The sequence below is a fragment of the Lacibacter sediminis genome (assembly GCF_014168535.1).
Lineage (GTDB): Bacteria > Bacteroidota > Bacteroidia > Chitinophagales > Chitinophagaceae > Lacibacter > Lacibacter sediminis.
In genome coordinates this window covers 706520-729569 of sequence record NZ_CP060007.1, presented here as the reverse complement: position 1 = coordinate 729569, position 23050 = coordinate 706520, and the positions used below count along the sequence as shown (strand labels likewise).

At 41.1% G+C, this 23050-nt stretch carries 20 protein-coding genes and 1 tRNA gene; 6 read left to right on the top strand and 15 right to left on the bottom strand.

Annotated elements, in window-relative coordinates:
- The 12 genes from H4075_RS03290 to H4075_RS03235 form a co-directional block, all read right to left on the bottom strand.
- Positions 1-1113: a 2Fe-2S iron-sulfur cluster-binding protein gene (locus H4075_RS03290; RefSeq protein ID WP_182804124.1), complete on the bottom strand. Its 1113-nt coding sequence runs from the start codon at positions 1111-1113 to the stop codon at positions 1-3.
- Between the two features lie 27 nt (positions 1114-1140).
- Positions 1141-2502: an NADH-quinone oxidoreductase subunit NuoF gene (gene nuoF / locus H4075_RS03285; protein ID WP_182804122.1), complete on the bottom strand. Its 1362-nt coding sequence runs from the start codon at positions 2500-2502 to the stop codon at positions 1141-1143.
- Between the two features lie 166 nt (positions 2503-2668).
- Positions 2669-2872: a hypothetical protein gene (locus H4075_RS03280; RefSeq protein ID WP_182804120.1), complete on the bottom strand. Its 204-nt coding sequence runs from the start codon at positions 2870-2872 to the stop codon at positions 2669-2671.
- Between the two features lies 1 nt (position 2873).
- A complete protein-coding gene (gene nuoE / locus H4075_RS03275) occupies positions 2874-3362 on the bottom strand; it encodes an NADH-quinone oxidoreductase subunit NuoE (protein ID WP_182804118.1) in 489 nt (162 codons plus the stop codon).
- A 45-nt stretch (positions 3363-3407) separates the two neighbouring features.
- Positions 3408-4634 carry an NADH-quinone oxidoreductase subunit D gene (locus H4075_RS03270; RefSeq protein ID WP_182804116.1) on the bottom strand — a complete coding sequence of 409 codons (1227 nt, stop codon included), beginning with the start codon at positions 4632-4634 and terminating at the stop codon, positions 3408-3410.
- An 82-nt stretch (positions 4635-4716) separates the two neighbouring features.
- Positions 4717-5235, bottom strand: a complete 519-nt coding sequence (locus H4075_RS03265) for an NADH-quinone oxidoreductase subunit C (protein WP_182804114.1) — start codon at positions 5233-5235, stop codon at positions 4717-4719.
- A gap of 77 nt (positions 5236-5312) precedes the next feature.
- Positions 5313-5903 carry an NADH-quinone oxidoreductase subunit B gene (locus H4075_RS03260; RefSeq protein WP_182804112.1) on the bottom strand — a complete coding sequence of 197 codons (591 nt, stop codon included), beginning with the start codon at positions 5901-5903 and terminating at the stop codon, positions 5313-5315.
- Positions 5904-6019: 116 nt separating this feature from the next.
- Positions 6020-6439, bottom strand: coding sequence for an NADH-quinone oxidoreductase subunit A (locus H4075_RS03255; protein ID WP_182804111.1), 420 nt, complete (start codon positions 6437-6439; stop codon positions 6020-6022).
- Positions 6440-6557: 118 nt separating this feature from the next.
- On the bottom strand, positions 6558-8324 hold the full coding sequence (locus H4075_RS03250; protein ID WP_182804109.1) for a tetratricopeptide repeat protein: 1767 nt from the start codon (positions 8322-8324) through the stop codon (positions 6558-6560).
- 56 nt (positions 8325-8380) lie between these two features.
- Entirely contained in the window at positions 8381-9316 is a 936-nt protein-coding gene (locus H4075_RS03245) for a PstS family phosphate ABC transporter substrate-binding protein (protein WP_182804107.1), read from the bottom strand.
- Positions 9317-9318: 2 nt separating this feature from the next.
- Positions 9319-9558 carry a hypothetical protein gene (locus H4075_RS03240; protein ID WP_182804105.1) on the bottom strand — a complete coding sequence of 80 codons (240 nt, stop codon included), beginning with the start codon at positions 9556-9558 and terminating at the stop codon, positions 9319-9321.
- Positions 9559-9594: 36 nt separating this feature from the next.
- Positions 9595-10419, bottom strand: coding sequence for an energy transducer TonB (locus H4075_RS03235; RefSeq protein ID WP_182804103.1), 825 nt, complete (start codon positions 10417-10419; stop codon positions 9595-9597).
- A gap of 289 nt (positions 10420-10708) precedes the next feature.
- On the opposite strand from H4075_RS03235, the gene H4075_RS03230 reads away from it, so the two are divergent.
- The 5 genes from H4075_RS03230 (at position 10709) to H4075_RS03210 (ending at position 16320) form a co-directional block, all read left to right on the top strand.
- Positions 10709-11215 carry a low molecular weight protein-tyrosine-phosphatase gene (locus tag H4075_RS03230; RefSeq protein WP_255460308.1) on the top strand — a complete coding sequence of 169 codons (507 nt, stop codon included), beginning with the start codon at positions 10709-10711 and terminating at the stop codon, positions 11213-11215.
- A gap of 28 nt (positions 11216-11243) precedes the next feature.
- A complete protein-coding gene (gene hisS / locus H4075_RS03225) occupies positions 11244-12608 on the top strand; it encodes a histidine--tRNA ligase (RefSeq protein WP_182804101.1) in 1365 nt (454 codons plus the stop codon).
- Positions 12609-12700: 92 nt separating this feature from the next.
- A tRNA-Ser gene (locus H4075_RS03220) sits at positions 12701-12789 on the top strand.
- Positions 12790-12908: 119 nt separating this feature from the next.
- A complete protein-coding gene (locus H4075_RS03215) occupies positions 12909-15779 on the top strand; it encodes a T9SS type A sorting domain-containing protein (protein ID WP_182804099.1) in 2871 nt (956 codons plus the stop codon).
- A gap of 49 nt (positions 15780-15828) precedes the next feature.
- A complete protein-coding gene (locus H4075_RS03210) occupies positions 15829-16320 on the top strand; it encodes a hypothetical protein (protein WP_182804097.1) in 492 nt (163 codons plus the stop codon).
- Positions 16321-16402: 82 nt separating this feature from the next.
- Here H4075_RS03210 and H4075_RS03205 read toward each other — a convergent pair whose 3' ends face one another.
- The gene (locus tag H4075_RS03205; protein ID WP_182804095.1) at positions 16403-17596 is read right to left on the bottom strand and encodes an acetyl-CoA C-acyltransferase; all 1194 of its coding nucleotides are present in this window, start codon (positions 17594-17596) and stop codon (positions 16403-16405) included.
- 67 nt (positions 17597-17663) lie between these two features.
- On the opposite strand from H4075_RS03205, the gene rlmN reads away from it, so the two are divergent.
- Positions 17664-18719, top strand: coding sequence for a 23S rRNA (adenine(2503)-C(2))-methyltransferase RlmN (gene rlmN, locus H4075_RS03200; RefSeq protein ID WP_182804093.1), 1056 nt, complete (start codon positions 17664-17666; stop codon positions 18717-18719).
- A 98-nt stretch (positions 18720-18817) separates the two neighbouring features.
- Here rlmN and H4075_RS03195 read toward each other — a convergent pair whose 3' ends face one another.
- Both H4075_RS03195 and H4075_RS03190 read right to left on the bottom strand, forming a co-directional pair.
- Positions 18818-21703, bottom strand: coding sequence for an outer membrane beta-barrel protein (locus H4075_RS03195; RefSeq protein ID WP_182804091.1), 2886 nt, complete (start codon positions 21701-21703; stop codon positions 18818-18820).
- A gap of 94 nt (positions 21704-21797) precedes the next feature.
- Positions 21798-23039, bottom strand: a complete 1242-nt coding sequence (locus H4075_RS03190) for a 6-bladed beta-propeller (protein WP_182804090.1) — start codon at positions 23037-23039, stop codon at positions 21798-21800.
- Positions 23040-23050: the final 11 nt, after the last annotated feature.

Genomic DNA, 23050 nt, shown 5'->3' with positions numbered 1-23050 from the left:
TTAATTTCCTTTCTTCAATTGTTTAAACGATTCCGATGTTGCCGCTCCTTTTATTTCACTCAACTCCACCTGGTTCACTTCACTTACATCTTTAATGTTCATGAGCAACTTCGGATCCCGTCCGCCCATTACTTTCTTGATTGTTTCACTCGGTTTCACTCCGTTCTCATAATGGCCTTGTGAAATCACTGAATGGCGATTAACATGTGACGGTCCTTCAATGACCCAGTCGCTTGCTTTCTTCCGTTCGAAACGACACGTATTGCAGATCCATCCCGTTTCACCTTTCGTTGTATCTTTTACTTCACCCCACTCATCTTTACGTGCAGTTACACGAAGCACTTCATCACCACGCATCCACAATTGCACTTCACCACTGCACTTATCACAGTTGCAATGTGCATCTACCGGTTTGGTAAACCATACACGGTTTTTGAAACGGAATGTTCTGTCGGTTAATGCACCCACCGGACAAACATCAATTACATTACCGATGAAATCATTATCTAAACTCTTCTCGATATACGTTGCAATTTCAGAATGATCGCCACGCATAAGGATACCGTGTTTGCGTTCATTCGTAACCTGGTCGGCAGTGTACACACAACGATAGCAGAGAATGCAACGTGTCATGTGCAATTGAATGTATGGACCAAGATCATGCTTATCGAATGTTCTCCGTTTGAACTCGTAACGGCTGGCGCCTTTGCCATGCTCGTAACTGAGATCCTGCAAATGACATTCACCCGCCTGGTCGCAAATCGGACAATCCAACGGATGATTGATTAACAAAAATTCAACCACGCCATTTCTTGCATCAATTACACGATCGCTGGTAATATTTTTCACCACCATGCCGTCCATGACGTTAGTACGGCAACTTGCTACCAACTTAGGCATGGGTCGTGGATCAGCAGCAGAACCTGCAGCCACTTCCACTAAACAAGTACGGCATTTACCACCACTATCTTTCAGCTTTGTGTAATAACACATCGCCGGCGGCGCCACATCACCACCTACTTTGCGTGCAGCCTGCAGAATGGTTGTTCCCGGCTCCACTTCAACAGTGATGTTGTCGATGGTTACTGTAAATAATTTCTTTTCGTCTGCCATATTATTGAATACGTTCTTGCTGATTAATTATGCAGTTGGTACTGCTACCTCCAATGGCTTCGCATAATTCGCTAAACCATAATTTCCTTTCAATGCATCGGATGGATTCGTTACATGCCATTCAAACTCATCACGGAAATGACGGATGGCTGCTGCCACGGGCCACGCTGCTGCATCACCTAACGGACAAATGGTATTTCCTTCGATCTTGCGTTGAATATCCCACAACAGATCAATATCACTCATCTTTCCTTTTCCGTTTTCAATGTTGAGCAGAATCTTTTCCATCCAACCTGTTCCTTCACGACATGGTGAACATTGTCCGCAACTTTCATGACGATAAAAACGAGCCAATGTATAGGTGTGTTTTACCACACACTGATCTTCATCCATTACAATAAAACCACCGCTACCCATCATACTGCCGGTTGCAAAACCACCATCACTCAAACTTTCATAGTTCATCATTCTTGTTTCACCTTTTGCTGTTTTCAACAAAAGATTTGCAGGAAGAATAGGAACCGATGAACCACCGGGGATACATGCTTTCAGTCTTTTACCGTTTGCAATACCGCCGCAATATTCATCACTATAAATAAACTCCTCCACCGAAATATTCATTTCAATTTCATACACACCCGGCTTGTTTAAATTACCGCATGCAGAAATCAATTTTGTACCTGTTGATTTTCCAACACCAATCTTCGCATATTCATCACCACCATCATTCACAATCGGAACAACTGCTGCAATGGTCTCCACATTGTTTACTACCGTTGGACAACCCCATAATCCTTTCACCGCAGGGAACGGAGGTTTAATACGTGGGTTACCACGTTTACCTTCCAAGCTTTCAATCAATGCCGTTTCTTCACCACAGATATATGCACCTGCACCGGGTTGCACAAATATGTCGCAATCGAATCCGCTGCCTAAAATATTTTTTCCTAACCAACCTGCATTGCGTGCTTCCTGCACGGCTACTTCTAAAATTTCTTTCACCCACCAGTATTCACCACGGATGTAGATATAAGAAGTGTTGCTTCCTAATGCATACGATGCGGTGATCATTCCCTCAATCAACAAATGCGGAATAAATTCCATGAGGTAACGATCTTTGAATGTACCTGGTTCGCTCTCATCTGCATTCACCACCAAATAACGGGGAACACCTTCGGGCTTGGCAAGGAAACTCCATTTCATGCCTGTTGGAAAACCCGCCCCACCACGACCACGTAATCCACTTTTCTTTACTTCTTCAGTTACTGCTTCGGGAGACATTGTTTTCAATGCTTTCTCCACGCTGCGGTAACCACCTTCACGGCGATACACATCATAATGCCTGATGCCTTCGATATGCGCTTTGTCTAAAAGTAATTTTCTTCCCATTGTTTTCGTCGTCTGTTTTTCTCGACCAAATATTTTATGTAGTCACCGTTGTTACTACTATTGAACTTTTGTTGCGTCGCACTCTTGTGCTTTTGTAATGCTGTTGAACAACCCACCTCTTTCATTCCTCACCTTACACCCCTCCCAAAAGGAGATAAACAGTTTATTATTTTTCCTCCGCATCTTTAAACCAATCCGGTTTAAAACGAATCAGGTTTCTAAGAACCAATGAACCAAGTGCCAATCCAATTCCAATGAACATCATGGGACGCATGGTTGCTTTATCCTTGCTCATCAGGAAAACGATGATCACGATCATTGCAGATGTTGAAAGTAAAAATCCAATAAACATAGCCGTTTTCTTTGTCATCTTAATTGGCTTTTGCTTTTCCTTCTGCAATCAATGCATCAATCTTTTCTTTGGTCAGGTGTTCACGGTAATCAGGACCCAACTGCATCATCGGTGCATAACCACAGGCACCTAAACATTCTACGGTTTTCAAGGTAAACAATCCATCAGCAGTTGTTTGTCCGGGTTTGATGCCCAGCTTCTCATAGATATAATCTACAATACCATCACTTCCTCTCAACATGCACGGGCCTGTTTGACAAACTTCAAATATTGTTTTACCTACAGGTTGCAAATTATACATGCTGTAGAATGTAGCTACTTCATACACTTCAATGGGAGCGATCTTTAATAACTCCGCGGCATAATCCATTGCTTCCGAACTCAGCCAACCACCATTTTCTTTCTGCACAAAATGCAACAATGGAAGCAACGCACTTTTTTGCTTGCCTTCGGGGTAATGAGAGATCATCTCATCTACTTTCTTCAACTGTTCTTCTGAAAACTTCATTCTGCTATTTTCAAATTTTCAAATCAATTAATTTTCAAATTGCGTTTAAGCGTCTAACTCTCCTGCAATCAAATTCAAACTACTCATCACCACAATGGCATCACTCAGCATACTTCCCTTCACCAATTCCTCAAATGCCTGATAGTAAATAAAACAGGGACGACGGAAATGCAAACGGTAAGGTGTACGACCGCCATCGCTGATGAAATAATAACCTAACTCGCCATTGGCACCTTCCACACTATTGTACACTTCACCTTTCGGCATTTCAATTTCACCCATGATAATTTTGAAGTGCCAGATGAGTGCTTCCATACTTGTGTACACCTCTTTCTTTTCAGGCAAATAATATTCAGGCACATGTGCATGATACACTTCTGCGTCAGCACCTTTAAAATCCTGTATCTTTTGATAAGCCTGTTCAATGATGCTTAAGCTCTCCCACATTTCAACGTTACGAACGAGGTAGCGATCGTATGTATCACCGGTTGTACCAACAGGAACAATAAAATTAAAATCTTCGTAAGAAGAGTAAGGCGTGTGCACACGCACATCATAATCAACACCTGCAGCACGTAAGTTCGGACCGGTGAAACCATAGTTCAATGCACGTTCTGCAGAGATGGGTCCGCAACCAACTGTACGGTCAATAAATATTCTGTTGCGTGTAAAGAGGTTTTCAAATTCTTTTAATGCCTTTGGATATTCTTTGAGGAACTTCTCTAATTTCTCCCACGCAACTGGTGTAAAGTTCCGTTCGAAACCACCAATACGTCCAATGTTTGTTGTTAAACGGCTGCCGCAGATCTCTTCATAAATTTCATAGATCAACTCACGGAACTCCATCAGGTAAACGAACCCGGAGAATGCACCGGTATCAACGCCAAGAATTGAATTACAGATGAGGTGATCACTGATACGTGCAAGCTCCATCAGAATTACACGCAGGTAATCAACACGCTTGGGTGTTTGTATGCCTAATAATTTTTCGCAGGTAAGATGCCAGCCGATATTATTGATGGGGCTGCTGCAATAATTCAAACGATCGGTAATGGGTGTGATCTGGTAAAGTGGACGACGTTCAGCCAATTTTTCAAATGCACGATGAATGTAGCCTACTGTTGATTCAGCAGACATCACCCGCTCACCATCCATTTCCATGATGTTTTGAAACACACCATGCGTAGCAGGATGCGTTGGACCAACATTGAGTGTGATGGTTTGCTTCTCAATGGAACCTTCGGGTAACAATATATTTTGAACGTCGCTCATGGTAAATTTGAAAATTTATCAATTTGAAAATTTGAAAATTGCTTTACTCATTTTCAAATTCTCAAATTTTCAAATTAATGAATTAATTAATGCTTCCTCCTCTTCCAAACATCTCATCATCTTTATCAATACGTGTCTGGTCTTCCAATGGAAATTCTTTTCGCATCGGGAAATAATCCATCTCATCCACATTCAAAATGCGTTTGAGATTGGGATGTCCAACGAAATTCACACCAAAGAAATCATAGGTTTCACGCTCCATCCAGTTTGCTGTTGCATATAACTGTGTAGCGGTAAACACATCTGGAGTATTGATATCAGTAAATACTTTAAAACGGATGCGCACATTATCAACCAGGTTGTGTAAGTGATACACCACTGCCAATTCACGACCTTTATCAGTTGGATAATGTACAGCCTGCAGATCAGTTAAAAATTGAAAACGCAGTGTTTCATCATCAAATAAAAACTGGAGCACTTTTAAATTAAGCTCCTTTGGAGCTTCAAATGTGAGCATGCCATACGGCTCTGAAAAAGCAGATACCTGCTCTCCAAATTTCTCTATCAGCTTGTTTTGAATCTGTTCGTTGGTCAAAGCCATTTCTAATTTCAGATTTTAGATTGTCGATTTCGGACTGCTTTCTACATCTGCAATCGTATATCTACAATCTGCAATGATTATTGTATTCCGTAACTATCCAATAATTTTTGGTAATGCTCGCTGTTGCGACGGCGAAGACTTTCCTGACCCACCAGATCCTGTATCCGCATCAATCCGTCGAGAATAGCTTCAGGTCTTGGAGGGCAACCGGGCACATACACATCTACCGGCACTACTTGGTCAATTCCCTGTAACACACTGTATGTATCGAAAATACCACCACTGCTGGCACATGCACCAACGGCCATTACCCAACGGGGTTCGGCCATTTGCAGGTACACCTGTTTTACAACTGGGCCCATTTTTTTAGAGATCGTTCCCATTACCATCATCAGATCGCACTGGCGTGGAGTAAAGGCCATGCGCTCAGAACCAAAACGACCAAGATCATAGTGAGCGGCAGCGGTCGCCATGAACTCAATGCCACAGCAGGAAGTTGCAAAAGGCAATGGCCAGATTGAATTTTTGCGAGCCAGCCCCACCACTTCGCTGAGTTTGGTAGCAAAAAATCCTTCCCCCATGTGACCATCGGGCATACCAACCATGCTGATATGGCCTTTATGGTCGATCGATTTAGGATTGATATTAAATTGTACCGGACGTGACATAATATTTTAAGTTGACGATTTGAAATTAAAGCTTGCTATCAGTTTCACAACAACTACTGCACCACAATGTTTGCTCAGCAGCAAGTTTCACGTTTCAAATCTGTGATTGTTTCGGCTTAATCTTCCCAATTAAGCGCACCTTTCTTAATAATATAATAGAATCCACAAAGGAAAAATCCTACAAACATCAAAACTGCCATGAATCCGCTCCATCCCAGTTCCCGGAAATTAACGGCGTAAGGATAGAAAAAGATCACCTCCACGTCAAACAACACAAACAAAATAGCCACCAGGAAGTATTTTACCGCCATTGGCTGACGGGCATTCCCGTGAATTTCGATACCACTTTCAAAGTTTTCCAGCTTTTGAGCGGTTGGACGCTTAGGACCTAACAAATGTGTAAGCACCATCATGACGGCCACAAAACCAACTGCGAATAATATCTGGATTCCGATGGGGAAATAATTACCTGAATCATTCACCGATTGAACAACGGGTGCTGCGGGACTGGACTGTAAAAAGAAAAACCATTTCATGTAAATGCAGGTTTTGAATGCCGCAAAAATAAGGCAGGGTATTGGAAATTCCCTGTAATAAAAAAAAATCCCCCCGCTGTTGCGGAGGGATCTCTAAATAAAATGAAATCGTGTTCAGTTAACTGTATAAAACAACCTTTCGTTCATTACGCCCGGTAACAGAATTACTGTTTACCCCGCTTGTTGCTTTGCTGTTGTTACCGGTTGCCTGAGCCTTACCACCGGTGAGCTGACGTTTATATTCCGCAGCTTCTTTATCAGCCGGGTCAATTGCGAGAATCTTGTCGCAAAACTCAATGGCGACTTTATAATCCTTCTTCACAAAAATGTTATAGCCGATAAAATATTTATAAGCCAGTTTTATCTGCGGACGGAAGGAAACAGAATCTTTGCTGGCAGAAGCAACCTGCACAAATTTTTCAAAATGCGGGTTGGCCATGCTGTTTACCATGCTGGTGTCAATGCTCCAGTTAGAGCGTGCACGCCAGTAGTAACCATAAGCCTGTTCAGGATACTGCGTTGTATAAATTGCAAATACACTATCTGCCCTACGGTAAAAGTTAAAATCGCCGGAAGCCGCACCTGCATCAAAGAACACACGACCAAGGTTGTACATATCTACATTACTTGGCGTTTTTTTCGACTTGTACTGTTTGTCTGCCCAGTATGCTATGGCCGGTTTGTCATTTTTGTTTTTTGCAAGATCAACCGCTCTCTGTAAATAAGAAGCTTTGTTCTCCTGCACAGTATCTGTCGCCATCGCCTTTTCATAATAGGCATATGCCTGCGATTCGCTGCCAGGTGTACCTGCCATGATATCACCGAGTAATTCATAGTCTTTTGGAACAATATCTTCAGGCTTTGATTTAGTTAAGAACACATCAATGCTTTTTTTAGCATTAGCATATTGTGCAACTGCTGTAACGGAATCTTTTTCCTTTGCAGCTTTCTCTGCTAATGATTTATAGCTGTAAGCCTTTAAACGGTAGATACGTGGGCGGATTACATCTGCACCAACTTTATTAATAAGATCATCACTTTGAGTGATGGCCTCTTTAAATTGACCTGAAGCATATTTCAAATCAATACGATAATAATCATTCTGTGGATCGCCGTCGATCACTGCAATGTATTTGTTCAGATAATCTTCAGCTTTAGCAACATCCCTGAAATACCAATACGCATACAAAGAATAGAAAGCAGGACCGTAAGCAGGATCCATTGATGCTGCTTCCTCAAAAGCAGGTAAAAAGAATTCTCTGTTTTTCTGACTTTCGTAGATCAATCCTTCTTTATGTTTAGCAGCTGCATATTTAGGATTAAGAGTGAGGGCGTTTTTGAATGCCAATACCGCATTACCACCGTCAACCAGTTTCCTGTACGAATCGCCAATGGTTACAAAAACCGAAGGGTCATTGAATTTCTTTGTTGTCGTGATCTTTTGCAGATGACCAATACCATAATTGGCATCACCGGCTTTTGCGTATGCGTTTGCACGACCTACAGCATGTAACACATCATTATCTTTTGATTTGCTTGTGTTGATAGCCATATCAAAATGATTACGGGCATCAGTTGCTTTATTTTCCAGCAACTCTACGTGACCCATACCTGTTAACAGGATCGGCGACGTAGCGTTGGCCTGCAAAGCTGCCTGGTAAGTTTGCTTTGCCTTGGCTACATCTTCCAAGCCAATGTATGCCTGACCCAACCAATAGGCTGCTTCCTCATTCTTGGGGTTTGCAGCTATGAGTTTCTCAAACACATCCTTTGCGCTTTTGAACCGCTCATAATACATGAATTTCTTTCCATCCTCAATGGATTGTGCCAACAACTGCTGCACTAAAAAAACTGCCACAAATGCTAAACTGAGTGATCGTTTCATTTTTTCTTTCTTTGGTTTAAGTAATCGGTTGCTCAGGGTCGGTAAAAATATTAAAATTATTGCTTTACAGGCTTCACTAATTTCAGTTGAGTTTCTCTCATGATAAAAATTCTCCTTGCCGGAACAAGATACCCTCTTCTAAAGATCAGTTGACCCCTGTCGCTGTTCATAAAATTCACAAATGCTTTTCCTAAGCCCACGTGATTTTCTTTTAAGACGTAATAGATCTCCCTGGTGTAGGGATAACGTTTTGTTAAAATATCTTCCTGCCAGGGTTTTGTATACGTATTTGCTTCTTCGCAACTATCACAGGGAAGCCACGCTATCCGCACCTTCTTCAACAGCTCCAGTTGTTTGCTGTCTTCGGGGTTACCGATCCAGCTTACACCCACAAAACCTATATAACCCGGGGTTTCTGCAATATACTCAACCACTTCGCTGCTGCTTTTTGCAGCTGTAATGGTGGATGTATTAAATAGTTTCCCTTTCAATATACTATCGATGGCATAACGTACCGTACTGGTTGCTTTTACTCCATCAAAAACAAGTTTATACGGCAACTTTCCTGTACCTAACAACATCCCTGCCACTTCTTCTTTAGTAAAAACAGAATCGGGAGCATTTCTGTTCACCACCAATGCAACGGCATCGCTGGCCAGCAGATCACTTTGGGGATATAAGCCAAGAGAATCGGCATAATAACGGGCCTCTTCGGGGGTGATTTTTTTGGTAACGATCACCAGACGGATGCTATCGTTCAACAGATCATTCCAGCAGTCAGCCTCCGGTTTGTAATGAGCAATGATCTTAGCCTTGGGGAAAGTAGATTGAAAAACCTGGATCTGTTCTTCAATGATGGGCTTGAACGATTCGTCTACACTGATATGGATGGTACCGGTTGAACCGGTATCGTCAGGCTGTGCCTTCTTCTCCTTACAGGAAAAAAGACACAGGCTTAAACAGCCATACAGTACCATACTCCACTTCTTCATGTCTATGATGGATTGTTGTAAGTTTTTACCCCCCTGAAAATGCGGAATGCCCCATAAACAAATGCGGCAATTCCGAATACAATAACTACATCGGGTGGTGGGAATGTAATTTCAAGCCCGAGATATTTTGATAGAGCAAGAACCGCCCCCATAACCAGGTATATGAAGCCCATCACAATGTCGAACACTGCCTTTACATTGACGGGTTTATTCTTTTTCCTGAAATCTTCCTGGATTGACATGTAAGCTTTTTAGGGAGCGGGCAAGTTAACTAATTTTTACTCTTCCGGAACGGTAAAGGTTACCGGTTGTGTAAAATAAGATGCCACTGGTTTTCCTCTCTGTTTTCCCGGTTTCCATTTAGGCATACGACCAATTACACGCATTACCTCTTTGTCGAACTCTTTTCCTCCGCTCATAGTAATGACAGCATCTGTTACCTCGCCATTTGCATTCACTACAAATTTTACCCTTACCGTTTTTCGGTCACCAGATTCCAGTTCCTCAGGCACACGTAACATGCGTTGCAGGTAACGGGACCATGCTTCCATACCACCGGGGAATTCTGGTTTTTCATCTGGGGATTCGAGAATAGCGGGCTCTTCAGGAGCTGCCTCCTGTGGCGGATTTGGGGTGATGTTTGTTTCACCTGGTTTTCCCTGAACAAACTGCGCCCCGCCTTCGCCCACAGCAGGTTTGTCGTTGTTCCCAGGAACATATTCTTCCGGATCCGTTCTGTCAATAGGTGGGTGTTTAATTATTTGATCATCTGGCACAATCTCAATGGGTCTGTCAACCTTGGTCGGAGGTTGTGCTTCGACAGTTCGCTCTTGCTGTTGCTTTTCTTTCGGCTTTTTAATATCAATCACCTCTTCAAGAATTACAATCACAGTGTCCTTTGATAGCGGAATGTATGTGCCTGCTTTTTTTGGTTTGCTCATTACGTACAACGACAGCCCGGCTACCAGTAATAACATCATCCCCAATGCTTTTTTAAGATGAGATGGATAAGCTCTCCGTATAGAATATGCACCGTAAGCTTTGTTACGGTTTTCAAATAAAATATCCAACAGATCGGCAGTAAGAATTTGTTCGCTTTTCATGTGACAACGTTTTGGTGATGTGAAATAATTGATTCATCTGTTTGCGTATGACCGATCATACACTCAAACAAATTTTCATTACACATTCGCCGGCCGGCTGCTGATGAAATGATAACGATAATTAGATGCTGCGTACGAATAAATCCATAAGAAGAAATACAATGGCTGATGTTTGATGTTAGATTTCTGATAGTGAGTTTTACTTCTTGTGCCTTGTTTGCGGACATTGGATTTTCTTCCTTACTTCTTGTTCCTTGTGCCTTTTCCCTTACACCTTATCTTTGCGGCCATGCGTATCTTAATGGTTTGTTTGGGAAATATTTGCAGAAGTCCTTTGGCAGAAGGAGTACTTCAGCACAAGGCATGGAAGGCCGGTTTGCAATGGAGTGTGGAGAGTGCAGGCACCGGTGCATGGCATACCGGTGAACCTCCGCATCATTTAAGCATTAAAGTAGCAAAGCATAATGGCGTTGATATCAGTAAACAACGGGCACGACAATTTGCGAAAGAAGATTTTCTGAACTATGACTTTATTTATGTAATGGACAGCAGCAACTACATAGATGTAAAACAAATGAGTGGCAAGTTGTGGAAAGAAGATAAAGTAGATCTGCTGTTGAATGAATTATATCCCGGTGAGAACAGGGCTGTACCTGATCCCTGGTATGGGAAAGAAGATGGCTATCACAGCGTGTATGAACTGATTGATAAAGCGTGTGACAAAATAATTGAGAAGTACATTGCAGGAAGTACGAGGTACGAAGTAAAAAGTACTGACAAATCTTCCAACGAATAACTACAAACTATAAACTACAAATTGAAGAATGGCGAAGGTTAATGTATCATTACCGCAAGGCACTAGAGATTTTGGAGCAGATGTTGTTCGCAAACGCAATTACATTTTCAATACGATCAAATCGGTTTTTGAATTGTATGGGTTTGAACCATTGGAAACGCCAGCTATGGAAAACCTTGAGACGTTGATGGGCAAGTATGGAGAAGAAGGCGATAAATTGATTTTTAAAATTCTCAATAACGGTTTAGATAATCCTGCAAAGCAACAAACGATCAAAGACGAATTTGAAAAAGTACTCGCAGGAAAAAATACAAGTGCAATCACTGAACGTGCGTTGAAGTATGATCTTACCATTCCGTTTGCACGTTATGTGGCGATGAATCACAATCAACTAACGATGCCATTCAAACGCTACCAGGTGCAGCCTGTTTGGAGAGCTGATCGTCCGCAGAAAGGACGTTACCGTGAGTTTTATCAATGCGATGCAGATGTGGTGGGCAGTAAATCATTGTTGAATGAAGTTGAACTGACCAATATTTACTCTACGGTTTTTCAAAAACTCGGCGTTGATGTAGAAATAAAAATCAATAGCCGGAAAATACTTGCTGCATTAGCAGAGATATGTGGTGGAAGCGAAAAGATGGTTGACATTACTGTTGCAATTGACAAGTTAGATAAGATCGGTTTAGAAAAAGTAAAAGAGGAATTGGTTCAGCGTGGATTAACAGCAGAACAAATTTCCATCATTGAAAAATATTTACTCATCACTGGCAGTAACCAAGAAAAGCTGCAACAGATAAAATCCTTACTTGGTGAATCTGAAACAGGTAAGCAAGGAATTAAAGAATTGGAAACAGTCAATCTGCAATCGCAAATCTCAAATCTGCAATTTGATTTTACACTAGCACGAGGTCTCAACTATTACACTGGCATCATCTTCGAAGTAAAAGCGAAGAATGTGCAGATGGGAAGCATTGGTGGTGGTGGACGTTACGACGATCTCACCGGTTTATTTGGTGTGCCGAATATTCCGGGTGTTGGTATTTCGTTTGGTGTTGATCGTATTTATGATGTAATGGAAGAACTGAAACTTTTCCCTGCAGGTGTACATACGGGTACAAAAATTTTGTTTTTCAATCTTGGCGATGCAGAAAGCAAAAAAGCATTTGAACTGATGCAGCATCTCCGCAGCAAAGGCGTTGCCTGTGAACTGTATCATGAAAACAGCAAATTCGACAAACAATTTAAATACGCTGAGAAAAAACAAATTCCATTTATCGTCATTCTCGGCACCAAAGAACTGGAGAGCGGCACCTGTAATGTAAAAGAATTGGCTACAGGTGTACAGGAGTCGATTAGCTTTGATGCTTTGCTTCAAAAATTTTCGGTTTAATACGGCTGAATCAGCTAAACAGAAAACCTCTTTTCTTTTTTTGGGTTGTATGGGTGCGAATCTTTATTTTTGCCACCCTTAAAATTTCAGTCGGTGAGGTGGATGAGTGGCTGAAATCAGTAGTTTGCTAAACTGCCGTACGGGTAACTCTGTACCGCGGGTTCGAATCCCGCCCTCACCGCAAAAGCCCCCGATACATCGGGGGCTTTTTGTTTGCATGTTATTTCATTGCAACCCTATCCACAAGAATCCCCATCTCCCTAAAAAAATCTTAACTTACGATAACCTAATTTTTAGAGTATGCGCAAAACAGCTTACCTGATTCTTTCAGTTGTATCAATCGCCATCGTTACCCTCTTTGTGTACAATAAGTTGACTGGCAAAAAACAACCAATTCTTAAGAATAAATTTTCTCTACTTGCCTCGGCTGATGAAGAAGAAAAAGAAGAAGGCGGTTTTAAACGCCGCTTGTATGAATGGAAAATGCTACACGACCCTGCAACAGGCCAGATCCCAAAGGGCATCTACCAAAAAGAAAGAGAAATACTTACTTCTGTAATAAAAAGGCAGAGTGCAATAAACTTTCGCCCATCAATACTGAATACTTATACTGCTGCCGGACCAACGCAAAATGGCGGTCGAACCAGAGCCCTTGCTTATGATATGCGTAATAACGGGGTTATGCTTGCTGCTGGCATATCAGGTGGAATTTTTCGTTCAACAAATGGCGGCGCCACCTGGTCGTATGTTAGCGTTGATACCTCTTTAATGAGGAATGTAAACTGCTTTTCCCAGGATCCCCGACCTGCTTTTAATGATACATGGTATGCGGGTACTGGTGAGATTCTAGGTGGTTCTGCCGGGTATCCTAACTCCAGTTTTGCCTCTGGCAATGGAATTTTAAAATCAACAAACAATGGTGTTACCTGGAGTAAGGTGAATATTACCGCAGGGAGTACTTACAAAGAAAATCTCGACGATATTTTCGATATGATTTTTAATATTCAGGTTGATAGCAGGGGGTATGTTTATTTTGCCACTTTCAATTATATATGGATATCTACAGATGGATTTCAAGCACCCAGCAACAATACCTTTGGTTATGTATTAGGAATAGAAGATACAAATCAACCTCTGGAAGCGATGGCAACAGATATTGCCATTTCGAAAGATGGCACACGTTACTACGCCAGCTTTTCCGGTCGAAATAATAATAGGGATACTGTTGGCGTATGGGCATCTACAAATGGTTTATCAGACTGGAAAAGAATAGCTGGTGGCAGAAACGGACAGCCCGATTCAGTTGCAGGTTGGAAAGCATATAACCCATCGCTAACAAACGGAACAGGATGGGGAAGAACGGTACTTTCGGTGGCTCCCAGTAATGCAAATACTTTGTATGTTATGTATGAAAACTCTTTAAGTGCTGCATCCAATCAATCTGAGGCTGATCTTTTCCGTGCCAACCTTGCAAATTTCTCTTCGATAACATGGAGCAGTAACAGGGGTACTAATCTTACCGCAATTCAAAATGCCGGGACAACGAAATACATGGAAACGCAAGAAGGTTATAATATGTTGCTTGCTGTGCATCCAACTAATCAAGATCTCGTTTTGGCAGGAGGCGTAAATCTTTTCCGGTCAACTAATGCATTTAGTTCGTCTGGAACTTTTATCGGCGGACTAGTATCAACTACGTATACCGATCCGAACCAATTTAGTCATGTTGACTTTCATTCTTTTGCATTCGACCCTTCAAATGCAAACCGGTTAGTTGTGGGCAATGATGGTGGATTACAGGCTTGTAATAACATTACATCGTCTCCGGTAAGTTGGGATAATTTGAATAACCAATATCAAACTTTTCAATACTATCATGTTGCTATTGATCCCTCAGCAGGCTCACTCACATTCGCAGGTGGGGCACAAGATAATTCTACCTCTTACAGAGATTCGAAACAGTTTTTTGGCCCTGCTTTACCAGATCCAAATGATCACTATGTAGGTATTTTTGGGGGTGATGGAGGCATGACGGCACTTTCACCAAGTACGTCAACACAACAATATTTATATGCTTCTGCGCAAAATGGTATCCTTGGCCGCTTAAACATAGTTCAAGGATCTTCATTAACTGGAGCACAAATCGATCCAACTGGTGCACCTGAAGGACAATTTGTGACTTATTATCATCTCGACCCCGATAATACTGAACTACTTTACTATGTCAGTGATAATCGTTTATGGAGAACCACTTCTGCATCTACTGTAACACAAAGCACAGGATGGACAGAGATGACTGGCGTTGGAACAACCTTAACTACAAATGGAGATATTTTCTCCCTTGCAACTTCCAGAGGATCCTACAACAATGCAAACAGCTATCTTTTTATTGGAACCAGTGACGCTAAAATATACCGGATGCAAGACCCAAGGAATGCAACTGCATCAACAACCCCGGTTAATATTACACCATCCGGCATAACAGCAAATTCGCTTGTGAGGGAAATTGCTGTTAATCCCCGTAACCCTGACACAGTAATGGCTGTTGTCTCAAATTATGGAGCAGTAAGTGCTTTCTGGACAGGTAATGCGCTTTCTGCTTCTCCAACTTGGCAAGTAGTTGAAGGATCGAAAATAAATCTGGCATCTTTCAGATCATGCGCCATCATAGCCACCACAACAGGAGTTGAATATTATGTTGGCACTTCCATTGGCTTGTTCAGCACAACCACCATTAACGGAAACTCCACCAACTGGCAACTTGAAGGCCCGGCCATGATGCAAGGCGCCATTGTGAACGATCTTGTTTTACGTACTGCTGACAACACGCTGCTTGTGGGTACACATGGCAACGGCATGTTCTATACTGTTATTGGCAATGTGCCAACCTCTGTTCCTGATGTTGTGGTAAATGATAAACGATTTATAAATTCAGTATTCCCAACCATTACACCGGGTGATATTAATTTCAGAACAGGTGGAGCAACAGGAATCAAAACCATACATCTACGTGTAACCAATTTAAGCGGTCAGGTGTTGATGCAACGAACACAGGCTTACCAAAATGGCACAGTACCACTTGGTCCTTTGTCAACAGGCAGTTATCTGCTTGAGATCATCAGCGATAACCGCAGATATAAGCATGTACAACAATTTGTGAAAACGAATTAATGCTTGTGTAATGCATTTGTGTGAAGCATCAACTTGCTAAACAAACAAAATGAAAATAATTTTAACAGGTCTGGTTTTTATTTGTTGCACATCGTTTCTCCAAACAGGAAAATATCCTGTTGTGAAACTATATGCTTACCAGCAAAAAGTAAGTGGGGGTGCTAATTTTTCTTCAAAAGAAAAAGGAAGATCAACTTTACAGCAATACGTTTACCTGCTTGTAAGAAATGGCAGGAGTATTACTGTTGACGAGGTATGGATCGCTGGACAAAGTGTATCATTTAAAACGGAAGAAACAAAAGCACCTGTTACAATAGAGAATTCAATTAAACTGGGAAACACTCCTGCAACAGAAACACTTGTTCCGGAAACGACGCATACAGTTATGCAGATCGTTTTTACAAATGAAGCCGCTGCTGCAAGCAATTCACCTTCACGTTACAGGAATTATCCATTGCTGATAAAATATATTGAAAACGGCAGAACCTATTACTTAGGCACAAAAAACTGGACTGTATTAAATCCGAAAGTGAACCAGTAGGATTTTCTGCTGAAACAATATAAAAAGCTGTTACGTTTCAAATGCGTAACAGCTTTTCAATTTTATAATGCTCTTAATGTTGTCAGATCATTTCATAAATCACCGCTGCACCTTGCCCCACTCCCACACACATGGTTGCTAAACCATACTTACTTCTTCTTCTTTTCATTTCATGCAACAAGGTTGTAGAGATGCGTACACCACTGCAACCCAACGGATGACCAATTGCAATAGCTCCACCGTTTACATTTACTTTTTGTATATCAAGACCCAGATCATGAATACAGGCAATGCTTTGTGAAGCAAATGCTTCATTCAACTCGATCAGATCAAGATCGCTAACGGTAAGGCCAGCCCGCTCCAATGCTTTTTGTGTAGCAGGCACGGGACCGATGCCCATAATAGCCGGATCAACTCCAGCCACTGCCATGGATTTTATTTTAGCAATTGGTTTGAGGTTATATTTTTTCACTGCTTCTTCACTCGCCAACAACATAGCTGCAGCACCATCATTAATACCGCTTGAATTACCTGCTGTAACAGTTCCGTCATTTGCAAAGGCTGGCTTTAATTTGGCTAACTGTTCAATACTTGTTTCTCTCGGATGTTCATCGCCCTGAACAACTAACACCTGCTTGCCTTGTACTGCTTCAACAGGAATAATTTCATCAGCCCATTTACCTGCTGCTTTTGCAGCGGCATATTTCACCTGGCTTTCTAATGCAAACTCATCTTGTGCATGCCTTGAAATATTCCACTGCTTCGCAACATTCTCGGCCGTTTCACCCATGCTGTAGGGATGATATAATTCGGAAAGACGGGAATTTAAAAAGCGCCAGCCAAGTGTTGTGTCGTAGAGTTCTGCTTTTCGTCCAAAAGCGTCAGTCTGTTTCGGCATTACAAAAGGTGCCCGGCTCATACTTTCCACTCCGCCGGCAATCATCAATTCCGCATCGCCATTGGCAATTGCTCTTGCACTATCCATGATCGCCTGCAAGCCACTTGCACACAAACGATTCACGGTATTTCCGGCAACAGTTACAGGTAAACCGGCAAGAAGTGCCGCCATACGGGCCACATTTCGGTTATCCTCACCACTTTGGTTTGCCGCACCCGCAATTACTTCTTCAATCGCATTTAAATCGATGGATGCATTGCGGTGTACCAATGCTTTAATAACGTGAGCCAGCAGATCATCAGGACGAACAGTGGCCAATGCACCACCATATCTGCCGATGGGTGTGCGGATGCAATCGATAATGTAAACTGGGTTCATATGTAATTATAAAAGCCAAATGTAAAGAACTCAATTCAATCCGCTTTTGCTTTGTACCTTTGCCGCTATGCAAGTAGCGAACGAGCGAAATATCCGCCACTTAAGTCTTGAAGAAATCACGGATTTCTTCGAAAGCATGGGGGAAAAGAAATTCAGGGCAAAACAAGTGTATGAATGGCTTTGGCAGAAGCATGCCCACAGCTTTGCCGACATGACCAATCTCAGCAAAGAACTCCGTCAAAAACTCGGTGAAACATTTACACTTCCAGCACTAGCAGTTGATGCCACGCAATATTCTGCTGATGGAACGGTAAAGTCAAGGTTCCGCACACACGAAGGTCATTTGGTGGAAGGTGTGTTGATCCCAACCGATGAACGCAAGACAGCTTGCGTTTCCTCGCAAATCGGTTGCTCACTCAGTTGTAAATTTTGTGCCACCGGTTACATCGATCGCAAGCGAAATCTCAATTATGATGAGATCTATGATGAAGTAGTGCTCATCAACCAGCAAAGTGAGCGTGTGTATGAAAAGAAGCTGACCAATATTGTTTTTATGGGGATGGGTGAACCGTTGCTCAATTATAAAAATGTGTTGAAAGCAATTGAACGTATTACTTCGCCTGACGGATTAGGCATGAGTCCACGCCGCATTACTGTTTCAACGGCGGGTGTGGCAAAACAGATCAGGCAATTGGGTGATGATGAAGTGCGTTTTAAACTGGCGTTGAGTTTACATGCCGCAACAGATGAAAAGCGCCATGAGATCATGCCCATCAATGATACCAACAACATTAAATCATTGATTGAAGCACTGAATCATTTTTATAAGAAGACAGGTAATGAAATTACATTTGAATATATCCTCTTCAAAGATTTTAATGATTCGTTGAAAGATGCAGATGACCTGATCAAAATTTACAGACAGGTTCCGGCCGATCTAATCAACATCATTGAATACAATCCAATTGACTTAGCAAAATTTCAAAAGCCCGATGAAGAAGTAACAAATAAATTCATGGCTTATTTAGAAAAACAAAAAGTGAATGCACGCTTAAGAAGAAGCCGTGGTAAAGATATTGATGCAGCCTGCGGACAGTTGGCAAATAAAGAAGGGATAAATTAAGTTCCTGTTTCGATTTCAGGCTAAATAAGATTTATACTAAAAGCGGCCATGTAAGAACTTACATGGCCGCTTTTATTTATTGTTTAAGAAGCAGGATGTTATTGCCTTCCGCCCATTCTCACACCGGGTCCATTTCCACCACCAGGACCACGACGATTGCCACCACCTTGCCCTACACCAAATTTTCGTGGAAAATAGGAGATCGTCAACATATAAAATTGTTCCAGGCCGTTTGTAACGGTTGTGTTGATTCCATTACTACCGGAGCTGATGAAGATGTTCCTGTTCTGCCGCAGAATGTCCATTGCAGAAAACTTAGCTTCAATTTGTTTGCTTTTCATAAATCGGTAACTGATATAAGCATTCCAAAGCATGGATGTTTGTTTGCTGGCCACATTCTTTACATAATTCAGTGTGCTGCTCAATGTAAGATCTTTGGGATACTGCAGATTCATACTCGCTGATGTTACATAGTTTTTATTATTAAACGACTGCAACTTGCCCCCTGTTTGTTTGCTGTTACTCATATTTACTCCCTGCGATAAAGAGAAATTAATGATATCGGTTACTGCAAAATATACACGGAGTGAATTGTTGAAGTTCTGCGTACGTGAAATTGAAAATATCTGGTCGATGTAGTTTGGTGACTGGCTGTTAAAAACAGATCCGCTGTAAGTGAATTGCAGCACATTTTTTTTCAGCTTGATCGATGTATTAATGTTTCCAAACAAGCTCCAGGTCTTTCTACCATCAATATTTATAAGATAGACATCACGGCTACCATCATTATAAATATTACTGCTGTCGGCAATAGCATTTTTCACTCTGCCAATGTTACCGTTAAGATTGAAGTTGATATCGGCTTTCTTATTTCTGTTATTACCCCTGTTGTAATTGAAGTTAAAACCAAAGCTGTTAGTTGCTGAAGGTTTCAAAAAAGCTCCGCCGTAATTGAAGTAGTAGCGATTGGTGCTGTCGATAATGGGATACAATTGATCAAGGCCCGGAATAGAATAGTTTTTTGAATGGTTAACATTGAAATTAATATTATAGCCGTTTGTTTTCTGATAGAAGTAAGCAATATTTGAGTTAGGTGTAAAGAAGGCAAAATCCCTGGTCAGGTTACGGTTAGAGAAATTTGAACGATCTTTTTCCCACAGAAACTGTCCACCAAGATTTGTCGAAAATGTAATTGTACGATAGTACCGGTTAGACAGATTCTTCGTAAACGCTTTCGACAAATTCAAAGCCGGATCTTCACTTATTCGGGTATTCTGATGCAGGTTGGTGATCTTATTATTGACAACATATACTTTCCCTGTAGAATCGAAATCACTTACGTTATAAGTAACATCCGATTTACTAACCTGGAAGTTATTTGTTACTCTTACATTAATGTTCCAAAGGTTGTTACTGCCAAACAGTAAACGTTTAAGTGCGTTATAAGTAAAGTTCACACCTCCGTTCCAATTGTTGGAGTTTGAATTATAAAGGCGATTTAACGACGTATTTCGTGCCGGGTTCTCATAAGAATCAAAATCTGTGAGCGTATTTCGTATGTTTTGATTTTCGCTATAACCGGAATTAAAACGCAAAGAAAAACTTTTCAGGTTTCGTTCATCACTGTCCTTGTTTTGAAAATTGCCGCTGAAGTTGATGTTCCGGTTGGTTGTTTGCGATTGAGACGATTCCACATTTTCACTTACCACGCCCACGCTATCTCTTTCACTTTTTGAAGTGGATGATGAATTGCCGAAACCTTTTGTTTCATTTGCCGAAATACGAAAACCGAGGTCTTTATCTCTATCACGTTTATTATAGCTTAACCCAATTGTTTTTGTATCGTTATCCTGTGTGGAGTTTCGGGTTGATGATGTATACAAGGCTCCTGTACCTGTTGTGGAAGTACCATTTGTGGTTGAGCTTACATTATTCACATTACCACGACCAGTTAAATCAATTGACAATTCGTTTGTGCGTTGGTTATTGGTTGTTTCAATAAAACTATGTTGAAGGTTGGCGCCAACAAAGTATATTTTATTAATTCCCTGTCCTCCAAAATTGGCAACATACCTGTTACGTGGGTTAAAGCTGCGGAAGGTGGTCTCACCTAATAAGGATTGCAGATCGTCAACTCCTTTATTAATATTATTCATAGCTGCACCAATGCCAAGCCTTGTTTTTTTATTATAGGCCTGTAAACCCAGGTCACCCTCAAAACGTTGATCTGTACCAATACCAACGCCACCTTTTCCAAAATAGCCATTCTTCTTATCCGCCTTGAGTTTAATATTCATCGTCAGCAACGAATCAGCAGCTGTTCGTTCGGCTGCAGTTTTTGTACGGTCTTCTTCTGTGTACACCTGTATTTTGTCAATGGCATTCTTTGGTAAGTTTTGCGTTGCAATAGCAGGATCGTTTCCAAAGAAAGGTTTACCATCAACATACACATTGGTTACTTTTTTTCCATTCACTGTTACAGTACCATCGCCCCAAAGTGTAACACCGGGAACTTTGCGCAGCATATCTTCCACAACTGCATTTGAATCGAGTTTAAATGCTGCGGGATTTATTTCCAATGTATCGCCATTCATACGAATCGGCAATACGGCTTCAATCACTACTTCATCAAGATTTTTAAAATTTGTACCGAGTTGAATGGTGCCAAAGCTGAAAGATGAATTGGCGCTGTCGAGTTTTATCGTTTTTGAAAATGATTTGTATCCTGATGATGTAAGGCTGATGAGTAAAGACACATTCAGCGGCAGTTTATCAAAACTAAACTCACCCGATGTGTTTGTAAGTTGGTAGTTTAATAAAGTTGAATCACTTTTTTTGTAAACAAGCACAGTTACGGACTCAAGTGCATAATCGTTTGCAGAATCTTTTACTAGTCCGGTAACAGTACCAACAGGGCCTGTTGTTTTCTCCTGGGAAAAAATAATGCATGGAAGAAGAAGCAGTAGAATGGTAATTAATTTCATGTGTTAATTGTTGTTGTCTTTCAGCCACATAGTATGTCCATACAAATTATCTTCGCTCTTGTTAAAAGATATCTTGCCAATTTGTATGACCATTTCATTTGGTTTTTGAGAGTGGTTTCAAGATGATGATAACAGGGTTTGCTGAAGATTTACTCTTTTCAAAATAGGTTTTCAATAAAGGCGAATAGACAGGTTTTTTATTAACCTCTGTTTCTTTGGAACGAAACATGGCATCGGATGATATACTGCTGTACAAAGCTGAGTTGTCATAGTATTGGATATTCCAACCCATGACTGGCAGGAAAGCATTGCTACTGTCAGGTGTTATTCTGTTGATATTGTAAAACCGATTGCCATTTTTATCGAATAAAAACCGACGGTCACGTTTTTGATAATCCAGCGAGAAAAACAGGTAGTTGTTAAAAGGGACTAATCCGTTTATTTCCCACACGTAGCCGGGATTAGTTTGTTTGTATTCTCTTAACTCATTGCGTGAGCTGAATTGTTTCGTGAAAAACATCTTCGGCACCGTGTTTTCAAAAGGAAGTACAAAATTGTATAGTGCAGTGATGCTATCTGATGTGAATTGATAAATCGAATAATTGTAAGGGCGGGTGAAGTATAATATGTTCGGCTTGTTTGTAGGAAAGAAATCAATATTGCCTGGATCAGCTAAATACGATGAATTTGTTTTTGAGTACGGAAAATAAGAGCGAAGAATTTTATTACCGTCAGATACCTTCAATTCATAGTCAATAGAGTCTTTTGCGTCTTTATCTTCAAGTACAATGCTGTATAACCATTCCTTTGAATTAAAGTAAAAAGGGTTGGCCATGTAAATCGTAAAGTCAGGCACTTCTTTGATCTGTTCTTTTTGAATATCTGTAAGGTCATAAAGAACTGCCTTTGCATATTTCCTGCTGTCCTTTGAAAAAGGATTGCGAACGAGTTCATCGATGTACTCCTGTGTTGGTTTGAAATTCCTGTTTACCTGCAATAGATACAGTGCGTTCTGCTTCTCGAAAAACTGCATATTGCCCAGCGTGTATTTTTCGTCTTTATACTTTTTGATAAATTTTCCTGACTTATCGAAAAAATAAAGAGCCTGTGTATCGTAATCGAAAATGATGAAATATTGAGAAGTTACAATCAAGCGGCTTATTTGTCCAAACAGACTTTGCCTGGTTGTTTCAAGAGGTATATAAGTAATGCTTTCAAAGATCCTTGATGCTGGTGCGCCAATGGTAGAGGATGGGTCGAAATAAAGGGTTTGGGGAGATTGCCCTCCGGCTACATAGGTCATCAACATAAGAAGGGCTAAGAAAAAATTTCTCATAGATCAGTTTG